The organism is Streptomyces sp. ICC4 (assembly GCF_003287915.1).
GTDB classification, from domain to species: Bacteria; Actinomycetota; Actinomycetes; order Streptomycetales; family Streptomycetaceae; genus Streptomyces; species Streptomyces tritrimontium.
The window spans coordinates 3,296,793-3,311,467 of sequence record NZ_CP030286.1 but is presented as its reverse complement, the minus strand read 5'-3'; the positions used below and the strand labels follow the sequence as shown (position 1 = coordinate 3,311,467).

General features: G+C 71.9%; 8 protein-coding genes and 3 pseudogenes. 6 read left to right on the top strand and 5 right to left on the bottom strand.

The window, feature by feature from the left end; genetic code table 11:
- Positions 1 to 6: 6 nt before the first annotated feature.
- From DRB89_RS44535 to DRB89_RS15380, 3 genes and pseudogenes are all read right to left on the bottom strand, one after another.
- On the bottom strand, positions 7 to 1,869 hold the full coding sequence (locus DRB89_RS44535; protein ID WP_239516796.1) for an amidase domain-containing protein: 1,863 nt from the start codon (positions 1,867 to 1,869) through the stop codon (positions 7 to 9).
- A gap of 306 nt (positions 1,870 to 2,175) precedes the next feature.
- Positions 2,176 to 3,963 (bottom strand): annotated as a pseudogene (locus tag DRB89_RS44530) (DNRLRE domain-containing protein); the annotation flags it as partial.
- Positions 3,964 to 4,275: 312 nt separating this feature from the next.
- A pseudogene (locus DRB89_RS15380) lies at positions 4,276 to 5,549 on the bottom strand (APC family permease).
- A 300-nt stretch (positions 5,550 to 5,849) separates the two neighbouring features.
- On the opposite strand from DRB89_RS15380, the gene DRB89_RS15375 reads away from it, so the two are divergent.
- Genes DRB89_RS15375 through DRB89_RS15370 form a run of 3 tightly spaced genes read left to right on the top strand, consistent with a single transcriptional unit; the run spans position 5,850 to position 6,862 of the window.
- Positions 5,850 to 6,152, top strand: coding sequence for a MarR family transcriptional regulator (locus tag DRB89_RS15375; RefSeq protein WP_162688591.1), 303 nt, complete (start codon positions 5,850 to 5,852; stop codon positions 6,150 to 6,152).
- A gap of 30 nt (positions 6,153 to 6,182) precedes the next feature.
- Positions 6,183 to 6,398, top strand: coding sequence for an SDR family NAD(P)-dependent oxidoreductase (locus tag DRB89_RS46335; RefSeq protein WP_343234625.1), 216 nt, complete (start codon positions 6,183 to 6,185; stop codon positions 6,396 to 6,398).
- Complete coding sequence (locus DRB89_RS15370) at positions 6,362 to 6,862, top strand: SDR family NAD(P)-dependent oxidoreductase (RefSeq protein ID WP_343234847.1); 501 nt, start codon at positions 6,362 to 6,364, stop codon at positions 6,860 to 6,862. Before DRB89_RS46335 ends, DRB89_RS15370 begins: the two co-directional genes overlap by 37 nt.
- Positions 6,863 to 7,167: 305 nt before the next feature.
- On the opposite strand, the gene DRB89_RS45970 is transcribed toward DRB89_RS15370, so the two are convergent.
- Both DRB89_RS45970 and DRB89_RS15355 read right to left on the bottom strand, forming a co-directional pair.
- Complete coding sequence (locus DRB89_RS45970; RefSeq protein ID WP_275435582.1) at positions 7,168 to 7,533, bottom strand: hypothetical protein; 366 nt, start codon at positions 7,531 to 7,533, stop codon at positions 7,168 to 7,170.
- 191 nt (positions 7,534 to 7,724) lie between these two features.
- Positions 7,725 to 8,612: pseudogene (locus DRB89_RS15355) on the bottom strand (serine/threonine-protein kinase); the annotation flags it as partial.
- 455 nt (positions 8,613 to 9,067) lie between these two features.
- Between DRB89_RS15355 and DRB89_RS15350 the strand changes: the two are divergent.
- The 3 genes from DRB89_RS15350 to DRB89_RS15340 all read left to right on the top strand — a co-directional run bounded on the left by DRB89_RS15350 (position 9,068) and on the right by DRB89_RS15340 (position 14,600).
- Positions 9,068 to 10,207: a DUF11 domain-containing protein gene (locus tag DRB89_RS15350; RefSeq protein ID WP_162688590.1), complete on the top strand. Its 1,140-nt coding sequence runs from the start codon at positions 9,068 to 9,070 to the stop codon at positions 10,205 to 10,207.
- A gap of 80 nt (positions 10,208 to 10,287) precedes the next feature.
- Positions 10,288 to 12,420, top strand: a complete 2,133-nt coding sequence (locus tag DRB89_RS15345) for a DUF11 domain-containing protein (RefSeq protein WP_112448396.1) — start codon at positions 10,288 to 10,290, stop codon at positions 12,418 to 12,420.
- Between the two features lie 89 nt (positions 12,421 to 12,509).
- On the top strand, positions 12,510 to 14,600 hold the full coding sequence (locus DRB89_RS15340; protein ID WP_112448397.1) for a DUF11 domain-containing protein: 2,091 nt from the start codon (positions 12,510 to 12,512) through the stop codon (positions 14,598 to 14,600).
- The last annotated feature ends 75 nt before the right edge of the window (positions 14,601 to 14,675 follow it).

Below are 14,675 nucleotides of genomic sequence, written 5' to 3'. Positions count from 1 at the left end.
CTGGCCTCATCGAGACCTCGGCCGGAGCGCGCCGACCTCGACGATCGGATTGGGGCCGGTGCTGTTCCGAGCCATGATCCCCTGGAGCGTGTCGTGGGCGCTGTAGCCGTGCTGGGCAACACTGACGACGCCCTGGTTGTTGCCGGTCACGACCGCCGCGTGGTTGTACACACCGTTGTCCTTCTTCCAGGTGAAGAACAGGATGTCTCCAGGGCGAAGATTGTACGCCCGGTTGACGTAGCCGGGCTGGCGGTAGCTGAACAGGTGCTGGAACAGGTTCTGGGCCCCTGACCAGGTGTGGCTGTTCTTCTTCCACGACGTCCAGGAGGTGTTCCGCCACCAGGCGCGGTCCTGCCAGTAGGCATAGTGGCGCATCTTCATGCCGCCACCGTTGTAGAGGGCCTTCGACACGAAGTTGGTGCAGTCGTTTCTGCCGTAGTCCCTCGGGATCTTGCCGGCGTTGTTCCAGGCCCAGCTTCCGGTACCCGAACCGTTGACGTAGGCGGCCGTGAGGGCGCCGGCCGGGGAGGAGCCCGGCACGGGGAACCCGTCCGCGCCCAAGAGGATGGTCTCCGCGTCACCGGTCGGCATGCCCGTGGTGTCGGCCGGTGTGGCGGCCACCTGGGTTCCCGCCGCAGCCGTGGGGGACAGCTTCTGCCCCGCCTCGCTGTCGTCGGATTCGCTCTCGAGCCTCACGGTCCCGCCCGAGACGTTGAACACGAACCGCTTGGCCCGCCGGTCCTCCGACACCTCGTCGACGCCGTTGACCCGCAGGGTCATCGTCTGGATCACAGTGCTTCGAACCAGCACGCGGTCGGTTCCGCCCGGGGCGACCATGGTGTCCGTCAGAGCTGAACTGGCACCCACGTACGACTGGCTTTGCGTTCCCAGCGCCACGAGCCCCCCGATGAGGGAGGCTTCCTGCACGTCGAGGACCGCTCCGAAGACCGCGCCGTGCGCGGACTCGGCCGCCGCCTCGGCCGTGGTGGCACTGACCCCCGTGGTGACCTTGTTGCGGGCGGTCAAGTAGGCCTGGACGTAGTCCTTGTACGGCGTGGTCCCACCGGCCACGGAGACGCCCTGAGCCAGTGCGGAACGGGACACCGGGCCGCTGCCGACGGCATTCTTCGCCGTCACCGAGACCCGGTGGGAGGTCGCGTTGTTCAGCCCGGAGAAGACGGCGCGCAGCGCCGTGCCCTCCCAGCTGCCCACCACCGTGCCGTCGCTCTTCTCGGCCTTGGCCACGTACGTGACGTCACCGGTCGCCCCGCTGTCGAGCGGGGGGTTCCAGGTGGCGAGCAGGCCGGTGTCACCCGGGGTGGTGGCGATGTCGCCGACCACGCCGGGAGCGGTCGGCGGCAGGTACTCGACCGTCAGCTGGGGACGCAGGGCGGTGTCCGCCGCCGTACCCGAGTGGTACGAGGCTCCGGCCACCGTGCCGGGGGCGGTGAGGGCCAGTCCCTCGTTGCCGCCGCGGTCGAGCCAGGACTGCACCAGCATGCCGAAGTCGACCTCGGACAGCGCGAGGTCCGAGACGTAGCTTTCGGTGCCCGCGGCCGTGAGGAGGTCCTTGCCGCTCTGCGCCGCGGTCCACGGCGTGGACAGCTCGAACGCCTCCGGCTTCTGCGCCTCACACGGCGCGGTGCAGTTGGCGCGGATCAGCGACAGCTTGGCGGAGGTGACGCGCGCCCCCTTCGGCAGCGCGGTGAGGTCCGCCTTCAGATGGGTGGCCCACAGGTGGCCGTCAGCGGCGCCGACCCGGAGCTGACCGTTCGGCGGCGTGGCGCAGCCGGGCGCGTCACAGTCGGTGGCCGTCGTCACGCCCGTGAGCGCGGTGCCCTTGATGACCAGGGACTGCGTGGCAGGCATGGGCGGCATCGGCTGGAGGCGGACGGTCAGGCTCTGCTCCGCCGACCAGGGCGAGCACCCGACGCTGTCACAGGCCCGTACGGACCAGCGGTAGCTCGCGCCGTCCGCCAGTTTGCCGTCCGGGATCTCCAGGGCGGCCCGGTTGCCGCTCTCCACCCACACGGGAGGCAGCGGAAGACCGGGGATCGGATTCCCGGCCGCGGCCTTGAGCGAGAACTCCGCGCTCACGCGGGTCTGTGCCGGGGTCGTGACGACCGCGGACAGGATCGGCGTCAGGGTCTGCTGCGCACCGGCTTGCACGTCCTGCGGGGCGTCGGGCAGCGGGCTGACGGTGAAGGTCGTCCAGTTGGACCACGGGGACCAGCTGTTGCTGTAGTGCGTTCCGTCGTACGGGGAGGTGCGGAACCGGTACGTGTGCCCGTGCTGGAGCACGCCCGCCGGTACGACGATCGAGGCGGGAGTGCCGGCCGGGACGTACGGCGACACCATCGTGTTTCCGACCTGCGCGTTCGTGGCGGCGTCGAAGATCTGGAAGGTGCCGTTGACCGTGTCGCCGTCCTTGTCCGCGAACGTGTCGCGCAGGGTCGGCGTCGTCGTGTCGACGCGCCATGCCGGGGTCTTGTCCTGGACGAACGGAGGTCCGGCCTCCTGCTTCGTCCCGGTCTGCGGACGGTAGTTGTAGGTCACCGTCAGCTTGGGCGGGTTGGAGGTGGCGTTCGCGGAGTTGACGCGCTTCCACTGCCCGACGACCGCCTCCGACGAGGCCTGCAGACCCATGCTGGACAGCGGCGCCTTCGCGGACGCCCACGTCTGCACGAGGGTGGTCACGTCGGCGTTGATCCAGCCGTCGGGTGCCGCGGCACAGCCGGGGTTGCCGCGGGTCTGGGTGGACGTGGCGTACTTGGTGGTCATGGCCGGCTGGTTCGTCCAGCGCGACGCGGTGCTCGGGGTGCCGGAGCTCCAGACCTCCCACGGCTGCGCGCTGCAGTCGACGTTGGCGGAGTGGAAGTTCCACAGGCTCAGGCTCGCGCTGGACACGAGCGCGTCCGCGATGGGCGCGGTGTTCCAGGTGATGAAGGAACGTGCGGTGCGGAACGTGCCGTTCGCGTTCTTCGTACCCGGGTTGCCGAGGTCGAGTTCGGTGTCGTTGGACCAGTCGATCGTCTCCCCCTGCTGGACGTAGGTGTCGAAGACGCTGCCCAGCGAGGAGGTGGAGGGGTCCACCGTCACGGGGTACTTGGTGGCCGGGTCCGCGAGGAACTTGGCGTCGGGCGTGACGACGAGGTCGACCGTGCCCTTGCCCTGGACCACCTTCATCGCGACGGGGACCTTGCGGGTGTGCTCACCGGAGACGGGGTCGACGGTGGAGTCCCACATCACCGGCGTCGGCATGACCGCGGTCTTGCGCGTCTTGCGGTCGGTGAACTGGACGCTGCCGTCGGCCTGCTGTTCCACCTTCAGGCCCTTGGCCGTCAGCGGCAGCGTGTACGAGTAGGTGTCGGAGGCCGGCCGCTGCTTCAGCTCGACGAACTGCTCGAAGCCGCTGCGGGTTGCCTCGACGACCACGTCACCGCCGTTCACGGCGTTGGTGTACACGGCGCGGGCCCCGTCGAGGTCGGGGGACGGCAGCGCGCCCTTCCACTTGAGGGTGATCTGCTGGTCCCCCTCGCCCAGGGTGGCCAGATCGGTGCTGGTGTAGTTCACCGCGGGCGCTGCCGCCGGGGCGGCCTTGGCCATGCGCGGGATGCTGCCCGCGGCCAGCTTCAGGCCCTGCGGATGGGCCTTGGACGCCACCGAACCGTCCGAGCCGCGCCCCAGGGTCACATCGACGCCGCGCCAGCCGCGCACCTGCTGGTCGTAGAACCGGATCGGCCCGGCGGCCACTTCGGTCGTGAGCGTGCCGTTCGGGTTCACCCACGTCGTGGCGGTCTCGGACCGCTCCGACACCGCCTCCACACGGTGGCCGGCGGTACGGGCGGCCACCCGGGCGCGCGCGATGTCGACGGCTTCGGTCACCTTGCCGGGCTTCGTCGCGGGCGTCGGCGCCGGCGCCGCACCTGCCACGTTGGAGCTCTGGATCAGTGTGGCGGTCACGATGAGTGCCGCCCCGCCCGCTATCCAGTGCGAGGTCCCCCAGGGGCCTCTCCCACGGCGGCGTGCCGTGGAGAAACGAGTAGCCATACTTCCTCGGTCTTGTCGATGGAGTATCAAAACTTGATACGAAAGGAGCAACATAGCCCCCTGACCAGGCAGTTCTGACTCGCAATCGGACAAGAGGGACACAATGCGCGCCGCAGTGACCCACTCGTGATGTGTCACTTAGCTGTCACTGGACGAGGGCCGTCTCCGCACCACCGAGACGAGGCCCGCCTCCTCGCCATCGAACAACGCGGTGACGCTCCGCGTTCAGCGGCCGGCTCGGTCGTTCCTGGTCTTGCGCAGGCCGAAGACGGCGGCGCCGAGGATGAGGCCCGCGCTGCCGGAGATGACCGTGCTCGCGGGCAGGGCGAAGGCGAGGGCCGCACAGCCGGCCAGGCCGATCACGGGGACGAGGCGGCCGGGCCGGCCTTCCTCTTCGGTGAGGGTCCAGGCGGAGGCGTTGGCGATGGCGTAGTAGGCCAGGACGCCGCAGGAGGAGAAGCCGATCGCGCCGCGTACGTCGGTGGTCGCGGCGAGCAGGGCGACGACGGCGCCGACGGCCAGTTCGGCGTGGTGGGGAACACCGAAGCGCGGGTGTACGGCGGCCAGGGTGTGCGGAAGGTGGCGGTCGCGGGCCATGGCCAGGGTGGTGCGGGAGACCCCGAGGATCAGCGCGAGCAGTGAGCCGAGTGCGGCGACGGCGCCGCCCGCGCGGACGATCGGCACCAGCCAGTCGGCGCCCGCGGCGCGTGCGGCGTCCGGCAGCAGGGCGGTGGCGTTCGCCAACCCGCCGGGGCCCAGGACGGTCAGGGCGGCGACGGCGACGAGGGCGTAGACGCCGAGGGTGACGCCGAGGGCGATCGGGATGGCGCGCGGGATGGTGCGGGCGGGGTTGCGGACTTCCTCGCCGAGGGTGGCGATGCGGGCGTAGCCGGCGAAGGCGAAGAACGACAGGCCCGCGGCTTGGAGTACCCCGCCGACGGTGGCGTCCGCGCCGATGTCCAACCGGGCGGTGTCCGAGCCGACCGAGGCCAGGGCGGTGACGACCACGGCGGCGAGCACGGCCAGGACGACCGCGACGATGACGCGGGTCAGGAGGGCGGATTCTGCACCCCGGCGTAGTTCACGGCGGTGAGCGCCACCACGGCGGCCACGGCCACCGCGTGGGCCTGCCCGGGCCAGAGATACGTGCCGACGGTGAGGGCCATCGCCGCGCAGGAGGCGGTCTTGCCGACCACGAATGCCCAGCCGGCCAGGTGGCCCCAGAAGTCGCCCAGGCGTTCGCGGCCGTAGACGTAGGTGCCGCCGGACTGCGGGTAACGGGCGGCCAGTCGCGCCGAGGACGTCGCGTTGCAGTAGGCCACGACCGCGGCCAGGGCCAGGGCGAGCAGCAGCCCGGAACCGGCGGCGTCGGCCGCCGGGCCGAGCGCCGCGAAGATCCCGGCCCCGATCATGGAGCCCAGGCCGATCACCACGGCGTCGGACACCCCCAGCCGGCGCTCCATCCCACCCGCGCCCGGCAGGGCTCTCCCCGCGCTCATCACTTGCTCGCCCTCGGACCGGCCTTCGAACCAGGCGCACCGTAGCCGACGGAGATGTCCCGCCGGGCTGCCCCGGAGCGTCGGTCGTGCTTCGATGTAATGACCTCCCGGGGGCCCGGGTCACCGGCGCTGCCCGGCGGGGGCTGCGGCCACCGGTCCCGGTATGACGGGCGGTCGTGAGATCGCGGCTGCGAACGGGCCGGTCGGTTACGCGCTCAGCAAGGCCGCCAAGCCCACCGCGCGCAACTGCAGGTCAGGGTGGGTCCGCTCGGCCTGTACCTGGGACGGGATCTCCTACTGGTGGACGTTCACCGGCATCCCGGGACCACCCGGGCGGAGCTGGTCAAGCGCCTGGGTTTCGAGCAGCCCACCATTGCCAAAGCGATCACCCGCATGGAACGGACCGGGTTCGTGGAACGCGCCGCGGACCCTGGCGACCGACGCGTGACCCGGCTGCGGCTGACCGCACAAGGCGAAGCCGTGGTCCAAGACGTCATCGACGCCTGGGCGGACGCCGACAGGGCCTCCACCACCGGACTCACCGACGCGGAGACCCGTGAGCTCACCCGGCTCCTGCACAAGATCCGCGACAAGCGTCCGTGAACGCGGTCAACGACACCACAGGGGGAACAGATGGACCTGGGATCGGCAGGCAGGGCCGTACTCGTCACCGGCGCCAGTTCGGGCCTCGGCAGAGCCACCGCGCTGGCGTTCGCGGACGAGAAGGCCCACATCGCCGTCGGCTATCACACCAACCGCCGCGCTGCCGAGGAGGTCGCCGCCCTGGCGGAAGAGCGCGGTGCCCGCGCGATCTGCGGCAACTCGACCTCGGCCGGCCCGACTCGCTGAAGGATGCGGTCGAGCACGCCCGCCGGGAGCTCGGCCCGATCAACGCCCTGGTCAACTGTGCGTTGCAGTGGCCGGGATGGCCCGACCCCGGTGAACTCTTCGAGACCGCGCCACCCGAACGGTTCACCTCATCGCTGGCCGCCAACCTGACCGGCCCCTACCTCCTCGCCCGTGCTGTCGTGGCTGACAGGCGTGCACTGCACTGGGGCCGCATCGTCAACGTCTCCACCGGCCTGGTCGAGGACGGCTTCCCCCACAGCGCCCCCTACATCGCCGCCAAGTCGGGGCCGCACGGACTGACCCGCGCCATGTCCCGCGAACCGGCCGCCGAAGGCATCCTCACCAACGTGGTCATGCCCGGCTTCACACCCGCCGACAACAGCTCCCGGCCCAGCTCCTCGAGAAGGCCGGCGGCGGCGCCGCAACCCAGAGCGTCACCCACCCCGACGATGTCGCCCGCATGATCGTCTTCCCCTGCTCCGCCGCCAACACCAACACCACCGGCGAAGCCATCAGGACCGACGGACACTTCCTCAGCCCGACCTGACAGGTGTCGTGCGCACAGTAGATGTCAGTGGCGCGCAGAGTTGTGTCAGCGGGACGGTCCGCAGCCCATGGAAGGGGCTGCGGTGCGTATGCCGGGTGCCTGAACTCCGCGGTCCGTCAGGTTGGACGGCACCGTGGCGAAACGACCCAAGACGAAGAAGAAGCGACCTTCCTTCGGCATACCGAGGGAGATCATCCTGCTGACGGGGCAAGATGTGTGGCCCTACACGTTCAGCGCTGATGACTCGGGTGGCGGATGCGGCAAGGTCCCGATGCCCGCCGACGCGGCCCTTGAGGACGTACAGACGGCGATCTTCACGCACCTTGCGGACCACACCCGCACACTCCACGGCGTTGAGATCGACGTGGAATGGTCCTCCCTGACGCCGGATGATCCGGGTGGAGCTCCGACGCCGAGGTGCGACGCGATGGTGGTGACGGACTCCTTCGCGTCGCGGCGCCGCAGGGCGACGGCGAGCACGTCGCCGTCGGCAGCCGGCGGGCGGCCGCCGTGCTTGCCGTTCGCGGCGGCGGTGTCCAGGCCGACGAGGGTCCGTTCGTGGATGAACTCCCGCTCGACCTCGGCCATCGCGGCGAACACCACGAAGAGGACCTTGCCCGCGCTGTGCGGGTCGTAGGTGCCGGCGAGGTGTGCGCGCTGTCCTTCACGTAGACCGACGGCAGCGTAAGATGGGTATAAGGGCCAGGCCGCCGCCCCCGCGATGCCCGCCGAAACCCCGGCCGCGCGGCCGGGGTTTCGGCGGGCATCGCGGGGGCGTAGTCCAGCAACAGCGCCGCGTGGCGTCCGAGTTGTGCCAGGACGGCGCCCGGCAGCCATTCCGCGGCCCGGTCCGTCGCCGTGCGCTCGGCCACCTGCCGGGGCGTGGGGCGCCTGGCCGGGTCCTTGTGCAGGCAGGCGCGCACGAGGTCGAGGAGCTCCTCCGGCACGCCGGTCAGGTCCGCCTCCTCCTCGGCCACGCGGAAGAGGTGGGCGTTGAGGCCGGTGTCCGCGGCGCCGAACAGCAGGCGTCCGGTGGCGGCGTAGACGAGGACGGCGCCGAGGCAGAAGACGTCGCTGGCGGGTGTGAGTTCGAGGCCGCGGACCTGTTCCGGCGACATGAAGCCGGGAGAGCCGATCAGCATGCCGGTGTTGGTGAGCAGGCTGTCCCCGGCGAGGCTGTCCATCGCCCGGGCGATGCCGAAGTCGATGACGCGGGGTCCGTCGACGGTGACGAGCACGTTGGACGGCTTGAGGTCACGGTGGATCAGACCCGCCTCGTGCACGGCCTGCAGGGCGAGGGCGAGGCGGTTGGCGAGGGTGTGGACCGAGTACTCGGGCAGCGGCCCGAAGTCCTTGGCGACCACGGCGTGCAGGTCGGGCCCCGGGATGTACTGGGTCGCCACCCAGGGCACGGCGGCCTCGGGGTCGGCGTCGAGCACGGCCGCCGTCCAACTCCCGCCCACCCGCCGGGCGGCGGCCACTTCACGGGCGAACCGCTTGCGGAAGTCCGGGTTGCCGGCGTACTCGGCTTGCACCACCTTCACGGCCACGGTGCGCCCACCCTCGGAGCGGCCGAGGTAGACCAGGCCCATTCCGCCGGCGCCCAGCCGGGCGATCAGGCGGTACGGGCCGATACGGGTCGGGTCTTCGGTGATCAGCTGGTCCACGACAGCAAGATAGTTCAACTATCCAAGGCTGGTGGGTCCATCACTCGAATCCGACCCCTTCGACCCCTGGCGCGATCGGCCCAGCGTACGGCCGACGGGCTGAATTCCATCACTCATTAGTCATACATGATCAACCAGACTGCACCCTTTCTCCCGATTTGTGTGAATAGCTGACCGCGCTGGTCCTCCTTGGGCGAGCCGACTTCCCCGGAGGGCAACCGATGCGACGCGTCCCGAGAAACCGGCCCGGTGCTTCGTACCGGCGCACGCCGGCCGCGCTCTGCGCGGTGGCCGCATGCGGCCTCCTCTCCCTCGCACCCTCCGCCGCGGCCGCGCCGGACCCCGGATCCACCATGTCCACCGGATCCACCGTGTCCGAGCCTGGCGGTCCCTCCGCGGCCGGCCAGCCGGCCGGGGATGCGGCCGGGGGTGCGGCCGGTAGTGCGGATCTGGCGGTGTCCGGCACGGTGCGGCCCACCGCGACCGGCGCCCGGGACAACCGGGAGAGCGCGGCCCCGGCGGTGCGGGAGACCTTCGACTACCTCGTGACGGTGACCAACCGGGGCCCGTCCTCCGCCCGGCAGGTCCGCGTCACCGACCGCCTGCCGCCCTCCTTGGAGTTCGTCTCGTCCCGGGACGGCTGCGCCCCGAGCGGCAGCACCGCGGTGTGCGGGCCGTTGGCCACCCTCGCGGCGGGCGCCTCGCACACGTGGGTGATCACCGTGCGGCTCGCGGCCGGCTACCACGGGGACGGCGCGGACATCGTCAACGAGGCGGTCGTCGACGCGGCCACCTCGGATCCGGACTCCCGGAACAACACCTCCTCCCTGACCGGCCTGAAGGTCCCGCCCAGTGCGCGGACGGCCGATCTGTCGCTGCGCAAGACGGCGCTGCTCGCGAAGGGGCGGGAGCACGTCAAGCCGGGCGAGAAGTTCACGTACCTGATCACGGTGCTCAACCAGGGCCCGGCGACGGCGCGGCGGCTCCAGGTCACCGACCGGCTGCCGGCCTCGCTGGCCCTGCTCTCCTCACCCGACGACTGCGAGATCCCGAAGGGCGGGGACCGACTGGTGGTGTGTCCGCCGCTGGAGCGGCTGGCGGCCGGGGAGAAGGCGGAGTTCCGGATCACCGTACGGGCCGCCGGCGGGGACCGGGCGGCCCAGCCACCGGCCGGCAGGTGCACGCCCATCGAGAACGTCGCACGCGTCACCTCGGCGAGTTTCGACCCCGACCTCTCGGACAACGCCAACGAGCCCGGTACGACGGGGCCGAAAGGCGGCCGCCTGTGCCTGGTGTCCGACAGGAACGAGGACCAGCACGGCCGTGAGGACGGCCACGAGGACCAGGACGACCGGGAAGACCAGGACGGACAGCACGGCCAGGACGGACAGCACGGCCAGGACGGCCAGGACGGCCACCGAGGCCAGGAGGACCACCACGGCCGCGAGGACCACCACGGCGGTCCGGACCACCACGCCGCCAAGGGCGACCTGGCCGACTCCGGCGCCGGTGTCCCGCGGTGGCTCATGTGGGCCTCGGCCGCCCTGATGGCCGGCGGAGCGATGCTGCGGACGGTCTTCCGGGCACGGGCTTGACCCCGGTCCGCCGCGCGAGCCGTGGCGGACCGGCACCGGGGGGTGCGACCGCTGAGCGAGGAGATGAGGATCGTGCCCGTATGACCCTGCCCTGGAGCACCTGGTGGCGGAGGGCCGCCGTACCGCTGCTGTGCACGGCCGCGCTGCTGCCGGCGACGACATCGGCGGCGGCCGCGGACGGCGACCGGACCGGCGACCGGACCGGCCGGCGGGCCGAAGGGCACGGCGGACCCCGTGCGCTCGCCTTCCCCCTCAACGAGACCTTCGACAGCTCCACCAACCTGGGCACCACGAGCGGCGGCGCGAGCTACCCGGGAGAGGGCTGGCTGCGCCTGACGTCCGCCGGCACCAACCAGGCCGGCACGTGGAGGATGAAGGACTCCTTCCCCTCCAGCCTCGGCATCCTGGCCGAGTTCAGCTACGCCACGTACGGCGGAACCGCCATCGAGGGCAAGCGGGGTGACGGGCTGTCGTTCTACCTGACCGACGGCGCGGCGGCCGCCGGCGCCGGCCCGTCCGGCGGCAGCCTCGGCTACGCCTGCACGGGCCCGGTGCCGTCCCGCTGCACGACCTCGGGCGTACCGGGCGCCTACCTCGGCATCGGACTGGACGAGTTCGGCAACTTTTCCTCGACCGTGGTCGGCAACGGCGGGCCGGGGGGCCAGCCCAACAAGATCGTGGTGCGCGGCGGAGGCAGCGCCTCGACGGGGTACCGCTACGCCACGGCCGCCGACGGACCGGGCAATACCGTGGAGACCGGCAGCCGCGCCAAGCAGCGCACGGCGCGCGTGTCCCTGCTGCCCAGCGGTACGAAGATGCTGCTGTCGGTGTGGTCCGACAGCGGCCCCGGCACGGCCATGGACCAGCTGATCACCGACTTCGACGTCACGGGCATCACCGGCCAGCCGGCGCTGCCCGCCACCCTCAAGGTCGGTTTCTCCGCGAGCACCGGCGGCGCGACGAACATCCACGAGATCGACGACCTCCAGATCAACGTGCCGGCCGACCTGACCATCGCGAAGACGGGCTCCCCGGCGAGCGTGCCCGCCGGCGGCGGACCGGTGACCTACACGCTGGCCGTCTCCAACAGCCAGGCCAACGAGGTCACCGGAGCCGTCGTGCGCGACACCGTGCCCGGTCTGACCAACGTGACCTGGACCTGCCGCGCCGGCACCGGCGGGACCTGCGGACGGGCGTCGGGCAGCGGGAACACCCTGGACACGACGGCCGACTTCCAGCGCGGCGGCTCCGTCACCTACACGGTCACCGGTACGGCCCCGGCGCAGCCGGCCACCCTGACGAACACGGCCACCGTGACCGCCCCGGAGGACCGCAAGGACACCAACCCGGCCGACAACAGCGCGACCGCCGCCGCCACGGTCGTGACGGCGCGCGCCGACGTGGCGGCGGAGAAGGAGGGGCTCGGCTCCGGGCCCGTGGCCCCGGGCCAGGAGTTCGAGTACCGGATCACGGCACGCAACCTGGGGCCCTCCCACACGACCGCCGTCCAGCTCTCCGACACCCTTCCCGGGCCGCTGCGGTTCGTCTCCTCCGGCGACGGGTGCACGGCCTCGGGCCAGGTGCTGTCCTGCCCGGTCCGCGATCAGCTGAACGCCGGTACCAGCACCTCGTGGACGGTGCGCGTACGGCTGGACCCGGCCTATCAGGGCGACGGCTCGGACCTCGGGAACGTCGCGTCGCTCCGGCACGCCGTCGCCGATCCGCAGCCCGCGAACAACACCAGCGCGGCCGCCGCTCCGCCCGGCGGGGTGGCGGCCGCCCGGGCCGACCTCTCGCTGACCAAGGCCGCCGAGACCCGCTCCCCCGTGGCCCCCGGGGAGACCTTCACCTACACGGTGACCGTGCGCAACGGCGGCCCGTCCGTGGCCCGGAAGGTCACGGTCGCCGACCCGCTGCCCGCGGCGCTCGCCTTCGTCTCCTCGCCCGGGGGCTGCAGCGCCGCCGGCCGGGACGTCACCTGCGGCACCGAGGCGACCCTGGACCCGGGCGGGGTCCGGTCGTGGACCTTCACCGTGCGCCTCGACCCGGCGTACACCGGTGACGGGACGGGCCTGCGCAACACGGCGACCGCCCGCGCGGACACCGCCGACGCGAACCCGCTCGACAACAGCGGCTCGGCCGGCGTGCCCGGCGGGCGCGTCCGCCCGCCGAGCTCCGACATCGAGCTCACCAAGCACGCCACCGCGGGCTGACGGGGCGCCCGCCCATCCGCCCCCTTCCCCCGAACTCCCGTACAGCGCTCTGTACGGTCCTCTCCCGCACGAAACGGAAACGATGCGCGATGACGACGACACCAGGCCGGCGCCCGGCGGTGTGGGCCCTGGCTCCGCTGCTCTGCGCCGCGGCCCTGTGGGCCGGACCGGTCCCCGCGGCCGCCGCCCTGCCCGGCGGAGGGCATACGGTCGAGGTGACGGCACAGCGTGCCAAGGCCCCCGGTGACCTGATCACCTACACCCTGACCGCGCGGAACAAGGGCCCGTCGGTGGCCCGGAAGGTCATCGCGACGGACCGGCTCCCCAACGGGATGTCCTTCGTGGGCTCCTCCGACGGCTGCACCGCCACCGGCCAGACCGTCACGTGCGGGCCCGAACCGCAGCTGGCCGCCGGGGAGACCAAGAGCTGGTCCTTCCAGGCCCGGCTGAGCCCCTCGTACCAGGGCGACGGCTCCGACCTCGGCAACAGCGCCACGGGCACGTCGGAAGCCACCGATCCCGACCCCGCCAACAACAAGCCGGATCCGGTGCTGCCTCCGGGGCCGTTCGATCCCGTCTCGGACCTGGCCACCGTCAAGACCCCGCTGGGCGCGGGGCCGACGGTCCCGGGCCAGGAGTACGAGTACGAGGTCCGCACGACCAACAAGGGGCCCTCGGACGCGCGCAACGTCGTGGTGACCGACGCCCTGCCCGACGGGCTGACGTTCGTATCCTCGGCCGGTCCGTGCGCTGCTTCCGGACGGACCGTCACCTGTGGTCCGCTGGCCCGCCTCGTGCCGGGCGCGGAGGTGAAGTGGACGTTCAAGGTGAAGCTGGACGCCGCCTACGCCGGTGACGGCAGCGACCTGCGCAACACCGCGACCTCCGCCTCCGCGTCCAAGGACCCGGAGCCCACCGACAACACCTCGCACGCCGTACTGCCCCCGGGCGGGGTGACCGCCCCGCAGGCCGACGTGTGGACGACCAAGCGGCCCGCGAACGACACCCCGATCGCACCCGGGCAGACCTTCGAGTACGTGGTGACCGCGACCAACGACGGCCCGTCCCGGGCCGTCGGCACGGCGATCACCGACAAGCTGCCCGCGCAGCTCGCCTTCGTCTCCTCCCCCGACGGCTGCTCGGACACCGACGGTACGGTCAGCTGCGGCCCGGTGGCCGTACTGGAGCCGGCGGCGTCCCGCACCTGGCGGTTCACCGTCCGCCTCGACAGCGGCTACACCGGCAACGGCTCCGACATCCGCAACACGGCGACCGCCGCCTCGCGGACCAAGGACCCCAAACCGGAGAACAACACGAGCAGCCCGGCGGGCCTGCCCGGCAGCACCGTCAACAAGCCGACCGCGGACCTGGCGGTGACCAAGGAGGCAGTCGGCACCAAGCCGCCGGTGCCGGGCGAGACCTTCGACTACCGGATCCGGGTCACCAACAACGGCCCGTCCGCCGACGCCTTCAACGTCAAGCTCTCCGACAACCTCCCCGAGGGCCTCTCGTACGTGGCGTCCTCCCCCGCCGGATGCACCGTCGCCGGACACCTGGTGTCGTGCAAGCGCACCAGCCCGCTCAAGGTCGGCGAGACGGTCGAGTACCTGCTCACCGTCAAGGTCGATCCCGCGTACGGCGGCGACGGCAGCGACCTGAAGAACACCGCCCGGGTGACGGCGGACAACATCGACCCGGCGAGCCAGAACGACAGCAGCACCGCGACCGTGCCCGGCGGGCACGTCACGGACCCCGCCGCGGACCTCGCCATCACCAAGAAGCCCGTCCAGACGGCCCCCGTGGCCCCGGGCGAGACCTTCGACTACGCCCTGACCGTCACCAACAACGGCCCCTCGCAGGCCGAGCAGATCACGGTCTCCGACACGCTGCCGACCGCGCTGAGCTTCGTCTCCGGCGACGCCACGTGCACCTCCGGACGGACCGTCACCTGCGGCCCGCTGCCGCGCCTGGCGCCCGGGGCCTCGATGACCTGGGTCATCAAGGTGAAGCTGGACCCGGAGTACACCGGCAACGGCTCCGACATCCGCAACACCGCCACCGTCGACTCGCTGACCGCCGACCCCAGGCCCGCGAACAACACGAGCGCGGCCGCCGGCCCGCCCGGCGGCACGGTCAAGGACCCGACGGCCGACTTGGAGGTGGGCAAGACGACCCCCTGACCACACGGCGCGTACGGCGCGTACGGAAGGCCGGCAGGGCACCGCGCCCCGCCGGCCTTCCGGCGTGCCGGGGAG

Coding starts and splice junctions, on each gene's coding strand:
- DRB89_RS44535 (WP_239516796.1), bottom strand. CDS start 1,869: ATGCCTGCCACGCAGTCCCTGGTCATCAAGGGCACCGCGCTCACGGGC.
- DRB89_RS46335 (WP_343234625.1), top strand. CDS start 6,183: ATGGACCTGGGATCGGCAGGCAGGGCCGTACTCGTCACCGGCGCCAGT.
- DRB89_RS45970 (WP_275435582.1), bottom strand. CDS start 7,533: ATGGCCGAGGTCGAGCGGGAGTTCATCCACGAACGGACCCTCGTCGGC.
- DRB89_RS15345 (WP_112448396.1), top strand. CDS start 10,288: ATGACCCTGCCCTGGAGCACCTGGTGGCGGAGGGCCGCCGTACCGCTG.
- DRB89_RS15340 (WP_112448397.1), top strand. CDS start 12,510: ATGACGACGACACCAGGCCGGCGCCCGGCGGTGTGGGCCCTGGCTCCG.